The 16229-nt window shown below is 66.2% G+C and carries 12 protein-coding genes; 5 read left to right on the top strand and 7 right to left on the bottom strand.

Features of this window, described 5'->3' with window-relative positions; all coding sequences use genetic code 11:
• The first annotated feature begins 9 nt into the window (after nt 1–9).
• Nucleotides 10–2031, top strand: a complete 2022-nt coding sequence (locus C5N93_RS24485; protein ID WP_242561283.1) for an NADPH-dependent 2,4-dienoyl-CoA reductase — start codon at nt 10–12, stop codon at nt 2029–2031.
• A 212-nt stretch (nt 2032–2243) separates the two neighbouring features.
• Nucleotides 2244–4019 (top strand): GGDEF domain-containing protein, encoded by a 1776-nt coding sequence (locus C5N93_RS24480; protein WP_242561282.1) that lies wholly within the window; start codon nt 2244–2246, stop codon nt 4017–4019.
• Nucleotides 4020–4134: 115 nt separating this feature from the next.
• Here C5N93_RS24480 and C5N93_RS24475 read toward each other — a convergent pair whose 3' ends face one another.
• Nucleotides 4135–5505, bottom strand: a complete 1371-nt coding sequence (locus C5N93_RS24475) for a CoA transferase (RefSeq protein WP_242561407.1) — start codon at nt 5503–5505, stop codon at nt 4135–4137.
• A gap of 240 nt (nt 5506–5745) precedes the next feature.
• Between C5N93_RS24475 and C5N93_RS24470 the strand changes: the two genes are divergently transcribed.
• Complete coding sequence (locus tag C5N93_RS24470; RefSeq protein WP_242561281.1) at nt 5746–6957, top strand: citrate synthase family protein; 1212 nt, start codon at nt 5746–5748, stop codon at nt 6955–6957.
• Between the two features lie 26 nt (nt 6958–6983).
• Here C5N93_RS24470 and C5N93_RS24465 read toward each other — a convergent pair whose 3' ends face one another.
• The 3 genes from C5N93_RS24465 to C5N93_RS24455 form a co-directional block, all read right to left on the bottom strand.
• Complete coding sequence (locus C5N93_RS24465) at nt 6984–8576, bottom strand: PepSY domain-containing protein (RefSeq protein ID WP_242561280.1); 1593 nt, start codon at nt 8574–8576, stop codon at nt 6984–6986.
• 150 nt (nt 8577–8726) lie between these two features.
• Nucleotides 8727–9185, bottom strand: coding sequence for a DUF2946 domain-containing protein (locus tag C5N93_RS24460; RefSeq protein ID WP_242561279.1), 459 nt, complete (start codon nt 9183–9185; stop codon nt 8727–8729).
• 87 nt (nt 9186–9272) lie between these two features.
• A complete protein-coding gene (locus tag C5N93_RS24455) occupies nt 9273–10751 on the bottom strand; it encodes an HD domain-containing phosphohydrolase (protein ID WP_242561278.1) in 1479 nt (492 codons plus the stop codon).
• Between the two features lie 266 nt (nt 10752–11017).
• Here C5N93_RS24455 and C5N93_RS24450 point away from each other — a divergent pair, with 266 nt between their 5' ends.
• On the top strand, nt 11018–11794 hold the full coding sequence (locus tag C5N93_RS24450; protein WP_242561277.1) for an alpha/beta hydrolase: 777 nt from the start codon (nt 11018–11020) through the stop codon (nt 11792–11794).
• 266 nt (nt 11795–12060) lie between these two features.
• On the top strand, nt 12061–13098 hold the full coding sequence (locus tag C5N93_RS24445) for an alpha/beta hydrolase (protein WP_277990431.1): 1038 nt from the start codon (nt 12061–12063) through the stop codon (nt 13096–13098).
• 62 nt (nt 13099–13160) lie between these two features.
• Here the strand turns inward: C5N93_RS24445 and C5N93_RS24440 are convergent, their stop codons facing one another.
• From C5N93_RS24440 to C5N93_RS24430, 3 genes are read right to left on the bottom strand one after another with little or no spacing between them, the layout of a single operon-like run.
• Nucleotides 13161–14141, bottom strand: coding sequence for an ABC transporter substrate-binding protein (locus C5N93_RS24440; protein WP_242561275.1), 981 nt, complete (start codon nt 14139–14141; stop codon nt 13161–13163).
• Entirely contained in the window at nt 14141–14470 is a 330-nt protein-coding gene (locus C5N93_RS24435; protein WP_242561274.1) for a 4Fe-4S binding protein, read from the bottom strand. The genes C5N93_RS24440 and C5N93_RS24435 overlap by 1 nt, the downstream gene beginning before the upstream one ends.
• Nucleotides 14467–16113 (bottom strand): FAD-binding protein, encoded by a 1647-nt coding sequence (locus C5N93_RS24430; protein ID WP_242561273.1) that lies wholly within the window; start codon nt 16111–16113, stop codon nt 14467–14469. Before C5N93_RS24430 ends, C5N93_RS24435 begins: the two co-directional genes overlap by 4 nt.
• Nucleotides 16114–16229 lie beyond the last annotated feature (116 nt).

Below are 16229 nucleotides of genomic sequence, written 5' to 3'. Positions count from 1 at the left end.
GAGACGACGATGAGCGGCTATCCCCACCTGATGCAGCCCCTGGATCTGGGCTTTACCACGCTGCGCAACCGCGTGCTCATGGGCTCGATGCACGTCGGGCTCGAAGAAGCCCGTAACGGCTTCGCCCGTATGGCCGAGTTCTACGCCGAGCGCGCCCGCGGCGGTGTGGCGCTGATGGTGACGGGCGGGATTGCGCCGAACGAGGCGGGGCGTCCGTACGCCGGTGGGGCGAAGCTCAGTACCGAAGACGAGGCCGACAAGCACCGTGTGGTGACCGAGGCGGTACACGCGGCGGGCGGCAAGATCGCCATGCAGATACTGCACTTCGGTCGTTACGCCTACCATCCCGATCTCGTGGCGCCCAGCGCCCTGCAGGCGCCCATCACGCCGGCCAAACCGCGCGAACTCACCGCCGATGAGGTCGAAGCGACCATCGAGGACTTTGTGAATTGCGCTGCGCTGGCGCAGCGCGCCGGGTACGACGGCGTGGAAATCATGGGGTCCGAGGGGTATCTGATCAATGAATTCATTGCCGCCCGGACCAACCATCGCACGGATGGCTGGGGCGGCAGCTTCGAGCATCGCATGCGTTTTCCGGTGGAGATCGTGCGACGGGTGCGTGAGCGCGTCGGGCGCGAATTCATCATCATCTATCGACTGTCGATGCTCGATCTGGTCGAAGGCGGCTCGACGTTCGACGAAGTCGTGAAGCTCGCGCGTGCCGTCGAAGCGGCCGGTGCGACGCTGATCAACACCGGCATTGGCTGGCACGAGGCCCGTATCCCGACGATTGCCACGAGCGTGCCGCGCGCGGCGTTCGCGTGGGTGACCGGCAAGCTCAAAGGGCACGTCGGCATTCCGCTCATCACGACGAACCGCATCAACACGCCCGACGTCGCCGAGCGAATCCTGGCAGACGGCGAAGCCGACATGGTGTCGATGGCGCGTCCGCTGCTGGCCGATCCCGAATTCGTGAACAAGGCTGCCGCCAATCGTGCCGAGCACATCAACACTTGCATCGGCTGTAATCAAGCCTGTCTCGACCATACCTTCAGCGGCAAGATCACGTCGTGTCTGGTCAATCCGCGCGCCTGTCACGAGACGGAACTGCGCATCGAGCCGGCCGGACGCCAGCGTCGTGTGGCGGTCGTGGGCGCCGGGCCTGCCGGTCTGGCCGCCGCGACGGTCGCTGCCCGGCGCGGCCACGACGTCACCCTGATCGAAGCGGAGGCAGAGATCGGTGGTCAGTTCAATATGGCCAAGCGCATTCCCGGCAAGGAGGAGTTCTTCGAGACGCTGCGGTACTTCCGTCATGAGCTTGCCGCGACCGGGGTAACGGTCCAGTTGAACACGCGCGCGACGGTCGACTCGATCATCGCCGGCGGCTACGACGATGTCGTGCTGGCCACCGGTGTCGTGCCGCGCACGCCCGCTATCGACGGCATCGACCATCCGAAGGTCCTGAGCTATATCGATGTCCTGCGCGGCGGTGCCGCTGTCGGCAAGACGGTCGCCGTGATCGGCGCGGGCGGCATTGGCTTCGACATTGCCGAGTTCCTCACGCAGTCGGGGGAAAGCGCCACGCTGGTACCCGAGAAGTTCTATGCGGAATGGGGCATCGATCCGTCTTACGCACACGCCGGTGGCCTATGCCCCCCGGTGCCGGAGACGTCCCCGCGCAAGGTCTATCTCATGCAACGCAAGACCTCGAAGGTCGGTGATGGGCTGGGCAAGACCACGGGGTGGATCCATCGCACGTCGCTCAAGCATCGTGGCGTCGAGATGATTCCTGGCGTGACGTATCGCCGGATCGACGACGAGGGCCTGCACGTCACGATTGACGATGCGCCGCATGTTTTGTCCGTTGACAACGTAGTTTTGTGCACAGGGCAGGAACCGCTTAGGGAACTGGCCCAGGGGGTGCAGGACGCCGGTGTGCGCGTGCATGTCATTGGTGGGGCCGACGTGGCGGCGGAACTCGATGCGAAGCGTGCCATCAAGCAAGGTACCGAGGTGGCGATCGACCTATAAGTTTAGGGAGCCACGCGGGGGGCGGCATATCGTTGTGCGACAATGACGCCTCGCGAATCCCGCCTGCGGAAGGCGGTTTTGCGATGCCAAGCGTATGTGCCAAGTGCCGGGCACGACGTTTCCGCGGCAAGCTGCGGAGTGCCGCCGTCACGGTGTTTGCCGTCACGGCCTCAGTGGGAGTCTCTACCGTGTGGCCGACGGTGCCATCGTCAATGAAGCGCAAGTTACTTTCGGCCGGTTCGCTGACCGGCCGTCTCCGATTGCAGAACCTCGCCGTCGTCTGCGCTGTCGTCATCCTTTGCAGTGGTCTGCTGACCTGGGCCTGGGGCGCGTACCGGCAGGCGAGCGATGCCGCGCTTGCGCTCGATGCGTTGCGCGCCACGTTGCTGGCGATGGAAAAGGCGTCCGCCGAACGCGGTCCGGCCAATGCGGTGCTGGGCGCGGATCTCCCACTTCCCGATGCCTCGGTCACTGCGTTGCGCAATGCCCGCGAAGCGACTAATGCACGTCTCCAGGAATTACTCGTGGCGCTGTCTTCCGACGCGTGCCATCAGTGCGCAGGCAGCTTGCGCACGATCGAGCGGGCGCGGCTCGATCTTGCTGCCGCGAGTGCCAACGTCGATCAACTGGTGCAGCGACCGCGTGAGATGCGCAGCGACGCGGCCGTACGTGACGCCGTTGACCGCATGATCCGTGTCATCGCCGACTTCACGCCGGTAGCCTCGTCGCGCATCGACATCGTGTCGCAAGGAGCGCCCGGCGCACTGCATTACGTCATCCTTGCCCGGCTCGCAGCCGAACTGCGCGAGTACGCCGGCCAACTCGGGTCGCACTTCACCGCTGCACTGACGACCCGCCAGACCCTCACCGAAGCCGACCAGCGCACCATCGAACGCACGCTCGGTCGCATCGATCAGCTTCGCGACATGATCTCGGCGCGCGTGATCGAACCGCCGGAACTCGGTCCCGCCACGCTCAATGCCCTGAACACGAAATACTTCAGCGGCGGTCTGCATTACGTGGCGACGGTGCGTACGCTGGCTGCGCAGCCGCAACCGCCGTCGCTTACGACGGCCGAGTTTGCCAGCCGCTACGTACCGACGATGAGCGCCATCACCGATTTTCGCGACGCCATGTTGATGCGGGCACAGCGCAAGGTTGAAGCGCAACGCTCGCAGGCGCTTCGGTGGTTGTGGTTCACGGCGGTGGGCGAAGGGCTTCTGGTGCTCGTAATCGTTGTAGTCATGCGCAACTTCCGACGTACCGTGGTGCTGCCGTTCGAGGCCGCCACGCGTTTCGTCGACGCACTCGCGAGAGGCAATCTGGACGCCTCCGTCCCGGGCGACGGCTTACCCATGAAGCACCCGCAAGTGATATCCGTATTCGATGCGCTACGTGTGCTGCGGCTCAATGCCGTGGAGTTGGTGCAATTGCGTCGGGAGCGCGCGCGGCTGCTGGGCGAACTGGAGCTGAGCGCGGACACGGACCCGCTGACCCGCCTCATGAACTGGCGCGCCTTCGAGCGTCAGGCGCAAGCGTTGTGTTCGGTGGCTGCGCCGGGCCATATCGCGCTGATCAAGTTCGATATCGACAACTTCACGCAGATCAACGCGGCGTGGGGACATAAGACGGGCGACGACGTGCTGCGTCGCGTGGGTGCGGTATGTCTGAATACCTGTCAGCCGGGAGACGTCGTGGCCCGGCTTGGCGCAGACGCGTTCGTCATCCTCGCACGCGTGCTTGACGAGTCGCGCGCCCGGCAGTTCGCAGAGCTGCTGCGCGGGCGCATCGAAGCGACGGCATTGAAGTTACCCAACGAAGAAGTGCTGCCGCTCACCGCGAGCTTCGGGATTGCGATGGCAGAGTCTGTGACGTTCGACGCGGATGGCGCACCCACGAGCGAGCCCACGAACGTGTCTGCATTGCTCAGTCAGGCGGAGCGTCAACTGCACGCCGCACGACAGGCGCGACGTCACGCCATCGATTAAGGCGTGGGGCGCCACCGACTTGCGCGCCCCAGCGCCTTTCATTCCCGGGCGTCTCGATCCATGGCGCCGGTCGAACTCATCAGACTGCTTAATCCGATCGCCCCGATCACCTCGATCAAGCCCAACGCGGCGTCGCCGTGCCCAACGCCAGCGCGGGCAGTGCCCAGTCGACGGGCGTGCCGACAATCGACATCGGTGTCGCGATGCGGCGCACCGGCCCCCACGAGGTGTCCTCGATGCGTGGCGAAAGATCGTCTGACGTTTCGGCACTCAGAGGGGGCGGGCCGTCGTCCGGTGTGCGCTGTGTCACGAGCAGGCCTGCGGTACGGGCGAGCGAAGCGCGCACGGTAGCGCCGACGCCTCGTGTCTGACGCAGCGCCAGCCCATGGACAGCGGCGGCGGCCATCAGATACCCCGTGGCATAGTCGATCCCTTGTCCGGGCAACGGCACGGGCCGGTCGGTACCCGATGCGCGCATGCCGGCGTCGGCGATACCCGAACTCATCTGCAAGAGACTGTCGAAGCCGCGCCGAGCGTGCCACGGTCCTTGCCAGCCATAGGCGTCGAGTGAGACGTCGATGAGTGCCGGATTGAGTTCACGGCGACGGGCGGCGCCGAGGCCAAGCGCTTCCAGCGCGTCGGGACGATAGCCGTGCACGACGATATCGGCGTCACGCAGCAAGGCTTCCAGCGTTGCGCGTCCTTCGGTCGACTTCAGGTCGAGCCGCGCACAGCGCTTGCCGAGCACGACCTCCGGGACCGTGCCGGGTTCGTCCCAGTCGGGCGGGTCGATGCGCAACACCTGCGCGCCGAACCCTGCCAGAAAGCGCGTCGCGGTCGGACCGGCGAGAATACGCGTCAGATCGAGCACGCGAACGCCGCTCAGCGGACGTTCCCGCAACGGCTTCCAGTCGCTCGCGCGGACGCCGGCATCGAACGTCTCCCAGTGCAACAGCGGCTCGGCGGCGACCGCGATGCCTTGCGGATGATCCTGCCATTGAGTCAGCGTGCGCATGGCCGCTGCGCATCCGCCCTGAGCGACGACAGCCGCTTCCAGTGCGTCGGCCGTCCACTTGGCGACAGCATGGGCGACGGCATCACGTTGCGCATCCACACCGAGCACGGCCAACGCAGCCGCACGATGATGCGGCGCATTGGTATGCAGACGGATCCAGCCGTCGGCCGCCCGATAGTCGCCTGCGATCGGATCCCACATCGGGGGCGACGACCAGCCCTGCGCGCGCAACGATGTCTGAAACCAGAACGAGGCCAGTCGCCGGTCGACGTTGACCTGCGGCAAGCTCACACCGGCTTGCAACCCGTAATCGCCCGCAGCGCCGGTGGTGAGTCCGGCCACGGCGAGGGTCGCCGTCGCGATGGCGGCGGTGGCGAAATCCGTGTAGGGAAAGACGCACGGCAGGGCGCCATGGCCGCTGATCGTGACATTGACGTCGGGAGACGCCTGAGCGCTGACGGCACGACGCATCTCGTGCAGATAGGCGGCGACACCGCTCGCGTCGTCGCGCAGCGCAACGGGGGAAGCGCGACGTGGGGAAAGCTCGTGATGCATGGGAAGTCCTCGAACAATTCGATACGTGGCATCGCAATGAGTCGCGATGCAAGACTGCCGGCGCATTGAAGCTTAAGCCCATGGATTTTATTGTCAATATTGATTAACTTAATCAATCTGTTGGCATCGCATTCGCACCGGATTCCCTCGATCACGATGAACTACTTCACCGCCGCCCAAGCCGCCGAGCGTCTCGGCGTTTCGCTTCAGACCCTTTACGCCTATGTGAGCCGGGGGCTGTTGCACGCCGAACCCGGCAAGACACACCGCGAGCGTCGCTACCGTGCGGCGGACGTCGAACGGCTCGCCGCGCAGCGCACGCGCGGACGCAAGCCGAAAGAGGTGGCGAAAGCCGCGCTCGACTGGGGAATGCCGGTGCTTGAATCGGCCATTACATTGATCGAAGACGGTCGTTGTTACTACCGGGGACGAGACGCATTGGCGATGGCGGAAACGGCGTCGGTCGAAGCGACGGCCGCGTGGTTGTGGCAATGCGATGAGACGTCGGCGTTTGCTGTCGACGCAGGCGACAGCGTCCGGAAGATGGCGCGGGACTGGCCGGTGATGCTGCTCGAACGCTACCGCGACACGCGCGCAGAAGTCGCATTGCTCCCCACATTTACCGTGGTGAGCGACGACGCTGCCACCGCGATCTGGCAGCGCGACCCCTTACGTGTCGCACAGGGCAGTGCGGCGTTGCTGCGCGCCATGACGGCGTGTCTGCTGGGCACGCTTCCCAGCAGCGCCCCGATCCACGAACAGTGCACGGACGCCTGGGGGGTGAAAGATGCCGAGGGCGCGGATCTCATCCGCATGGCGCTGGTGCTTTGCGCCGACCACGAACTGAACGCTTCGAGTTTCACGGCGCGCTGTGTCGCATCGACGGGCGCGAGCCTGCGCGCGGCGATCATTGCCGGCCTGTCCGCGCTCACCGGCGGACGGCACGGCGGCACGACGGCGCGTAACGAAGCGATGTGGGAAGAAGTCGGCGAAACCGATGTGGCGAACCGCATGCGCGAGCGTCTCGCACGCGGGGAGAAGCTTCCCGGTTTCGGGCATCACCTTTACCCGGCGGGGGACGTGCGGGCGAGTGCGATGCTCGCGCGGGTGCTGCCCGCGCATCCCGCCTGGCAGACGATGATCGACGCCGCCGATGCGCTCGTCGGACAGCGGCCGTCGCTCGACTTCGCGCTGGTGGCGGTGCGTCGTCACCTCGGGTTACCGCTCGGCGCCGCCTTCGGCCTGTTCGCGCTGGGGCGCACCATCGGCTGGATTGCGCACGCGAGAGAGCAGCGCGAGAGCACGCAACTGATCCGCCCGCGCGCGGCGTACGTCGGGGTGAGGCCAGAGGCGGTCGCGCCGGACTGACTGGCCGTCCGGGCGCGCACGCTTCGTTACCCGTTGGCGCGTCGGCTGAACACTGCGCGGTCCCCAGCCCAGACAAGTACCATCGTCGCGCCCATCAACGGGAAGACGCAACCGAGCGCCACCATGCCGAACGTCCAGCCGCGCATCGGCGCACGCGACTGCGCGCGCGCCGGTGCGCCCAGCGAACGGGCCGGACGTCGCATCCACCACATGACGGCGCCAGTGACCGCCATGGCGAACAAGCCCATCGAGATCAACGCGCACAACCACTGGTTGGCCACGCCGAAGTAACGGCCCATGTGCAACGCCGTGCCGTACGACACGGCCTGTGCCACGGCGCCATAAGCGTTGTAGTCGATATCGCGCAGCACGCGGCCGCTGTACTGATCGATGTGGATCGTGCGCTCGGCCTTCGGATCGGCGGGGAAGTACGACACGGTGTAGACGCCGTCCGGACGCTTCGGCACGACGAGGCTGTAGCCGCTCTCGACGCCGAGGCGCGAGGCAATCGTCATCACGTCGTCGATCGGCAGCGCCCCCTGTGCGCGCAGCGCAGCCGGCGTCAGTCCGCCTCGGGCTGCACCGCCATGGCCCGCGTGTTCCGCATGTTCGTCGCTATTGCCTTGCGCGCTGTGTGCGCTTTTCGGGCTTTGCGGACCTTGCGTGCCGTGGGCGTCACGCGCGGCGTGCGTCATGCCTTGCATGCCGTCCATGTTCGCCATGCCGGGCATGTCGGCCATATCGTGAGCCGCAGGCGGCGCCGATTCCGGCACGGTCGTGTTGCCAACGGCCCATGGAATTTGCGCGATGGGCAGATCGTCCATCTTCATCGGCTGGGTGGGTACCTGCGAGCGCACGGGTGCTTCGCCCCAGACGCCGGGCGGCGAGCCCATGCCGACCTTGGACGTCAGCACCTTGAACTGTGCGCCCCAGGAGCCGGACCACGGCAGCCCCGAGAGCACGAACGCCAGTCCCCCAGCCGCGAGCCACAGGCCCGCCACGCCGTGCAGATTGCGCAGCAGCGGGCGTCCCCGCAGTTGCAGACGCGGACGTACCGCGTTTGCCCACGTGGCACCGGCGCGCGGCCACCACAGGGCGAGGCCGGTGACGAGCATGACGAGTGTCCAGCATCCCGCCAGTTCCATGAGCAACTCACCCGGCTTGCCGAGCATGAGCGAGCGATGCAGCGCCCGTGCCTGCGCCATGAGTCTGTGTTCGACGCTCAGCGTGCCGAGCACCGCGCCCGTGTAAGGATTCAGATAGACGCTCTCGCGCTCACCGTTCGGCAGACGGAAGATGAACTCCGCGCTGCGCGCCGGATCGCGATTGACTTCGACCGAGCTGATTTGCGACCCGGCGGGCAGGGAAGCTGCCGCGCGTTCCATCAACGTCTGCTGGGCGATGCGCGGCGCGTCGGAGGTGGCGACGACGAACCGGTCGTGGTACAGCCACGGCTCGATTTGCGGCTGGAAGACGTACAGGGTGCCGGTCACGGCCAGCACCATCAGCCACGGCATGACGAAGAGACCGGCATAGAAGTGCCAGCGCCAGAGCGTGCGGTACTGCCCGGCGGCGGACGCCGGTTGCGCTTCACGCGCGTGGGAATAAGGGATCTGCATCTTGCGACGATTCTGTCTCGTGTCGCCGCTGTCGGGCGGCGGCGTGCGCAGGCCGCCGACGCGAGCGTCTGGCGGGCAATGAGCGCATAGGGGAAACGACGCCTTCACCGGCAATAGTGGCAACGGCGAGGCATCGGACTGAACGCGAGATCAGGAAAGGGCAGGCGGCGCGCGCGCAGGCGGCGTGTAGGCGAACTGAGGGGTAGACGGCAGCGTGCGTGCCACCGGTCCGGCACGGGCAATCCACGCGAAGGACACCGCGCCGGTCAGCGCAGGCATGACCAGCGGCGGATGATTGGCGAGCAACGAGCAGTAGCCGCAGATGTCGCCCTGCGTCTCATGGGCCGAATGGTCGGCATGGGACATCTGCGGCGTATGCGACAAGCGAGACGCAGAGGCCTCACCGTCATGCATGTGATTCGATGTGGCCGCGAGCGTCGGTACGGTGCGCGCTGCGCCATCGACGGTGCAAAACGCAACATCCAGCAACCGCGCCTGTTCCGCCCGATGCGCCGCGAGCACCTGACTGACGACGGGCATGCACACGGCGAGCCACATGGCGGCGAGGCCGAGCCATGCTGTCAGTCGTGTGCGGGAGGTCAGTGACATGCGTCGAAGCGGAAAGCCGGGTAGGGGCCGAAGCAATGACCGCGGATGAAAGCACCCGCGAAAGCCGGAATGCTATCACGCGATACGTCACAGCATGCCCGCCGTCAGTGCCTTGAGCGTGGCGGCGGCGCGTGTCGAGCAGTCCAGTTTGCGGAAGATGCTTTCGACATGGGTGCGCACCGTGCTTGGGCTGAGCGCCAGGGCGCGTGCGGCTTCCTTGTTGCTCAAGCCTGCGCTGATTTGACGCAGCACGTCGAGTTCGCGCGGCGAGAGCAACGGGTTCGCGCTCGCGGTGGCGGCCCGTGGCGGCACGGTCCGTCCCTGGGCCGTCGCGACGATGGCCGTCACGATATCGGGATCGAACTTCCCGGCGCCAGCGTCTCGTTCGATGATCGCCACGGCCTCGTCGAAGGCATGGGCTTGCCGCCACGGACGCGCCGCCAGCAACGCCTCGAATGCCACCGAGGTGGCGAGAATGCGCTGCGGCGTGGTCAGCGCGGGTCCGGCGACGCCCCGGAAGTAGCCGCTGCCGTCGAGCCGCTCATAGGCATACGACGCCAGCTCCGCTGCCGAGCGCAGCCCCTCGATCTGCTTGGCGGCGCGTGCGCTCCAGTACGGCACGAGACGGACCTTCTCCCACTGATCGGCGGACAGCTTGCCGTCCGTCTCCCACAGCCGGTTCGGCAGTGCGGCACGACCGATGCCATGCAGCAGTGCCGCCGCGTGCAGTTGGGTTTGCGTATCGGCGTCGAGCGAAAGGCTTTGCGCGGTGCGCGAGGCGAGATCCGCCGTGCGGCGCGAGAAACCGGCGAGCCACGGCAGCTTCAGTTCGGTGACGTCGGCCAGCAGCGACAGTGCAACATCGGCATGGCCGCCGGGTTGCGCGAGCTGCCACGTGCGGGTGTCGAGGTCTGCGGAGGGTGCGTCATGGGGATCGACGGCATCGAGACCGTCCAGCCAATGATCCGCGTGGCGCAACGCGGTATCCACCAGCCGGGCGGGATACTTGGCGTCCGACTGGCTGCGCAGGAAGGCGAGGGCGTTCTCGCGTCCGTGAGCCCGCGAGAGGATTTCCAGATCGCTCGCGACATTGACGAAGAACACCGTTTCGGGAATCGCATCGCCCGCGTGACCCGTGGGCATGCCTTTGCCATCGAAGCGCTCGAAGACGTTGCGCAAGGCGTCGACCACGCGCGTGGGCATGCCCATCGTGGCGGCGACATCGCCCGACACTTCGCAGTGAATCAGGGCCAACGGCACAATGAGCGACTGGGTTTGTGCGGAGAGTGGCGGGAGGGTCTGCGCCATCATCGCTTCGCGCGCAGCGACGTCGTCGCCGAGCAACTCGGCAAATCCGCCGGCGTTGGCCGTGCAACCTGACCAGCGCAGCAAGGCGGTAGCACGGGCGTGATTCTGCGCGTCGAGGTCGGCGCCGCACGCCTGCGCGAGCCACCCGGCGAGGCAGGCAGCACGGCGGGAGTGGTCCGTCGAGCGGCCCATGCTGAGATCGCCGATGAAAGCGAGCGCGAGAATCGCGTCGGTGAGGCCGGCGGAACTGAGAGGCATGTTAGGCGCGGAGGATGGCAAGCGGAGGGTTAGCTGACGGTCGGAAGCGTTCAATGAAGACGGGGCAGGCGGTGGTCGTTGGCACCGCAATCGGTCATTACCTGCGGGTCATCGGTCGATCATCCGATACCGCGAGATTTGCCGGACGACGACACTGGCAACCAGTCGAGGCCAACCCAACGGCCCGATCTGACCGAATCCCGCTCGGATCGCACGCCAACCCGTTCGCGTCGATGCCGGACCTACCCCGAATCAAGGAGCTTTCGATGAACCGCCATTCTACTCTCGCCGCCATGCTGTTGAGCGCTGGACTTCTGGGTGCTGCCGCTGCGCAGGCCGCAACCGCCGCAGCGGCTGATGCCGCCCCTGCCGTCGTGATCGTGCACGGCGCTTTCGCCGACGGCTCCGACTGGGCCAAGGTCGTCGGCATCCTTCAGGACAAGGGCGTCAAGGTCACGGCGGTACAGAATCCGCTCGACTCCCTCGCGGGAGACGTCGCCGCCGCCACGCGCGCCATCGACAACCAACCGGGCAAGGTCGTACTGGTGGGTCATTCGTGGGGCGGGGCCGTCATTACCGAAGCCGGTAAGGACGACAAGGTGGCAAGCCTCGTATACGTCTCTGCCTTCGCGCCGGACGCCGGTCAGTCCGTCGAAACGCTCTCGAAGGACCTGCCGAAAGCCCCCGGCATCGACCATATCGTGGCCGACGCCAGCGGCTGGCTGAGCCTGCCGCCGGCCGATGTCGCCAAGTATTTCGCGCAGGACGTGCCGGCCAAACAGGCCCGCGTGATGGCGGCGACGCAAGGTCCGATCAAGGGCGCGGCGTTCGGCGACAAGCTGAGCGTGGCGTCGTGGCACCAGAAGCCGTCGTGGTTCGTCATCAGCCAGAATGACCGCATGATCAACCCGGAAGCACAGCGCATCATGGCCCGCCAGATCGGCGCGAAGGTGACCGAGCTGCCGACGAGCCACGTGCCGCAGCAGTCGCGTCCGGCCGACGTCGCCAAGGTCATTCTGGATGCCCTCGCCAGCGTCAAGTAAGTCAATGTCATGACGAGCAGACGTCGATGACGGGACGGCCGCGCGGCGCGAAGCGGCCGTCCCGTCAGTAAATCCCGGGATTTTTGAATCGCTCTGTGTCACTTGTCCGGGCAGATACATTCGGACATAAATGACGTTGAACTCACCGATATAACTACGGGTACGCGCTCCGGCACTCTCCGGCAAAGATCGAACCGATCTCGGAAATGTGTACGGAGCCACCCCCGGCGCACACGCCGGAATATCACTCAGAGAGGTCAATCGTCATGTCGGATCCGGTCAATCTTCGCCGTCGTCGTCTTCTTGGCACCACGCTCGCGGGCGTTACCCTCGCGGAACTCGGGTTATCGCAACTGGCCAATGCCGCAACGTCAAACGCTGCGTCCGGTTCGGTCGGCGGACACACGTCGTTCGAAGCGATTCGTCAGATCGACGCAGGCGACCTGAATGTCGGCTATGCCGAAGCCGGTCCCCGTGACGGCAAGGTCGTGATCCTTCTGCATGGCTGGCCGTACGACATCTACAGCTATGTGGATGTGGCGCCGTTGCTTGCCGCCGCGGGGTATCGCGTCATCGTGCCGTATCTGCGCGGCTACGGCACGACCCGCCTGCGCTCGGCCACCGCGCCGCGCAACGGTCAGCAGGCGGTGGTTGCCGCCGACGTCATCGCGTTGATGGACGCTTTGAAGATCGATCAGGCCATTCTCGGCGGTTACGACTGGGGCGCGCGTACGGCGAACATCGTCGCTGCCCTGTGGCCCGAGCGCGTCAAGGCGATGGTCTCAGTGAGCGGATATCTCATCGGCAGTCAGGCGGGCAATGCCGTGCCGCTGCCGCCGCAGGCCGAATTGCAATGGTGGTATCAGTTCTATTTCGCCACCGAGCGTGGCGCAAAGGGCTACGCCGCCAACACCGACGCGTTCAACAAGCTGATCTGGCAACTGGCCTCGCCGAAATGGCAGTTCGACGACGCGACCTATGCCCGCTCGGCCGCTGCGTTCCACAACCCGGACCACGTGGATATCGTGATTCACAACTATCGCTGGCGTCTGGGATTGGTGCAGGGCGAGGCGCGCTTCGACGCACTGGAGCAACGTCTGGCCACCGCGCCGACGATTGCCGTGCCGACGATCACGATGGAAGGCGATGCGAACGGTGCACCGCATCCGGCCCCGGCGGCTTATGCGAAGAAGTTCACGGGCAAGTACCGGCACATCGACGTCGGTGGCGGCATCGGTCACAACCTGCCCCAGGAAGCGCCGAAGGCGTTCGCCGACGCGATCCTGGAAGTCGTCTCACTGTAAGAGATGCATTGTGGGTGCCGACCGCACCGTCCGCGACGGACGCGGCGGTCGGGCCGCCATGCTCAGGTGCGCCACTGTTGCAGCGCGAAGTCGTTGCGAATCAGCCGGCCGCCGAGCAGGAACCGTTTGACGCCATCGAGGAGCTGAATCCCCGATGGCGGAATCGCGTCGACCGGATAGTTGGCGATCGGATGCGAAATCCTGATCGTCTCGATGGGAATCCCACTCGTACGCTGGTGGAAATCGAAGTAGGCGGCCGGGTCGCGCGTGATGTCGGCGAGCGCCGAGCGTCGCGCACGGTTCCATGCGGCAGGCAGATCCGGCGCCCGATTCAGCAGATCGTTCGACGCCACGATGACCGACGAGCCGAGCAGTTCGGGATGCTGCGTCGCTTTGTCGATGACGGGATAGCCTTGGGCGGCGAGCGTCGGCCCGAGGTCCGATTGCGCGGCATAGGCACCGATGGCGCCGTGTTCGAGGGCGGCGCCTGCGTCGCGTCCGAGCATGTGAACGACGCGTACACGGCCGTTGAGCCCTGCGTTGTCGAGGACACCGAGCAGATAACGGTGGATGTACGAGCCCAGCGGCACACCGACGGTCTTGCCCTCCAGCGCTTTCACATTCGCCACGCCGCCGCGCGGCGTCAGCAGCCAGGCGGCCAGCCCGATCTCTTCGAAACCGATCAAGCGCGCCTTGAGCCCCTGTGAGCGGGCGACGACCGCAGGGGTGTCGCCGTATATGCCGACGTCGAGCGTGCCGGAGAAGAACGCTTCGTTCAGGTCGGGACCGTTCGAGAACATGTCGAAGCGGACGTTGGTGAAGCCCAGCGGCGCCAGCTCTCGCAGCAGATAGCCACGATCGAGGGCGTAGCCCGTCGGGGCGGCAGGCGCCCGCGCCGGGCCGATCACGCCGAAGCGCAGTGTCTTGCCGTTGCCCGTCGCGGCGCGAACGCCGCTGCCTGCGAGCAGCAGACCGCCCGCTGCGACACCCTTGAGGAGCGCGCGGCGGGTGCGGGATATATCGAGTCGTGTGTTTTTCGTCATCAATGTGCCTTCGTCAACAATACATAACTGGCGTCGAGCGACGCGGTGGAGTGCCGGCCCGGTCCCCAGCCGACGGCGTCGCGATAGCTGCCCCAGGTGGCATCGCGTAGCACTTGCGCGTCTTCTGCGTTGGCCGGGCGGTCCGCTTGCGGGGCCACGAAGAGGGCGTCTTCGGGGCAGTAGAGTTCGCACATGAAGCAGGTCTGGCAGTCGTCCTGCCGGGCGATGCGCGGAATGCCGCCCGCTACCGTCTCGAAGACGTTGGTCGGGCAGGCGCGAACGCAGATGTTGCAACCGGTGCAGCGGGCTTCGTTGACGATTTCGATCACGCGGCAACTCCTTGCAACACAAGCTTCTGTGACGCGCGGACGGCGACCGGATGCTTGCGCACCCATACCTCGTCGAGCCCACCGCTCAGCAGCCGGTGGTGCTGCGTGTCGTCCGTCGCGGTGTACTCCACGCGTCGGTGCATGCCGCGCGTCTCGGTGCGTTGCTGCGCGCTGCGGTACATCCAGCGTGCCGTGGCGAGCATGGCGGCCGCTTCGCGCGCCCGCACGGCTTCCTGCGCGTTGCGCACCGGGGCACTGGCCCGCAGGCGGGCCCACAAAGCGTCAAGCCGTCCCAGCGAATCGTCCAGCAGTTCGGCGCTGCGCCACCAGTTGCGCTCGAACGGGAACACTTCGTCCTGCACCGCGCGAATGACCTGCGCGCTGTCGATGTCCGCATGCCCGGCGGTCTCTTGCAGCGCTACGCCCCCCGTGTGGTACAGCGACGCGGAGGTCGCGCGTCGGTGGTGTTTCGCAAACGTCGCGGCCCCGGCGCCGGCCCAGAAGCCGGACGACATGGCCCACGCTGCGTTATGGCTACCACCGCCGGTGAAGCCGCCGCAGATCAGTTCGCGCGTGGCGGCGTCGCCCGCTGCGTAAAGACCGGGGACCGACGTGGCGCAGTCGTCGCCGGTGACGTTCAGCCCCCCGGTGCCGCGCACGGTGCCTTCCAGGCGCAGCGTCACGGGAAAATGTTGCGTGAAGGGATCGATACCGAGCCGGTCGAACGGCAGGAAAAAGTTCGGCTGGGCGGTGCGCATCCATGCGCGAACCTGTTCGTCGGCCTGATCCAGACAGCCGAACACCTTGCCGGTGGACAACTCACGCGCGATGACGCCGCGCCCACGCGCCGAACCCGCGCCTTCGATCTTCTGGCCGTCTTCGTCGTAGAACGTCGCCCATTTGTAGAACATCGACTTGGTGACCGACGCGAACGCCGGTCCCAGACCGTAGGCGTTCGAAAACTCCATGCCCGACAGTTCGGCACCGGCTTCGGCAGCCATCAACTGGCCGTCGCCGGTGAGCACGTTGCAGCCGAGGGCGCGACTCAGAAACGCGCAGCCGCCCGTGGCGATGACCACTGCACCGGCACGTACCTGCCACGTCTCGCCGGTCTGGCGATTGACGCCGGTCGCCCCGGCGACGGCGCCCTCGTCGTCGACCAGCAGTTCAAGAACCGGGCTGTGATCGAGAATGCGCGCGCCGCTTTCCTTCACGCGTTTGCGCATCAGCCGCATGTACTCCGGCCCTTGCACGGATGTGCGTTGCGACGCACCGAACTCGTCGACCGGGAACGGATACCCCCAGTCGGCCAGTTGCTGCACGTTGTCCCATGTCTGGTCGAGCACGCGGTCCATCCATTCGTGTTCGGCAAGGCGTCCGCCCATCTCGAAGCGGCTTGCCTTGGCGCGCTCGCGTGTCTGGCCGTCGTCGGGCACATACCAGACAGCCGTCCCGGAAGGCGCCGTCGCCCCGGACGTGCCGCAATAGCCCTTGTCAACCAGGAGTACCCTGGCGCCTTTCGCGGCCGCGCTGATCGCAGCCCACGTGCCGGCGGGGCCGCCGCCGATGATGAGCACGTCCACGTCGTGACGTTTTCCCGCGAAGGCGTCGATTGCCTTGCGTCGTGTCGTTTCCTGCGTCATTTCCATTCGCTCCCGAGTCGAATTTCCATATGCCGATTCATTGCTAGGACGGTGGGCGAAACACGGTACGGTTCACGATTCCGCCCGATCCCGTTGTGTCTTCCCCCAAAACAAAA

The organism is Pandoraea sp. LA3 (genome assembly GCF_022696215.1).
GTDB classification, from domain to species: domain Bacteria; phylum Pseudomonadota; class Gammaproteobacteria; order Burkholderiales; family Burkholderiaceae; genus Pandoraea; species Pandoraea capi.
Note: the sequence above shows the minus strand (reverse complement) of the source record. Positions and strands in the feature narration are given on the sequence as shown.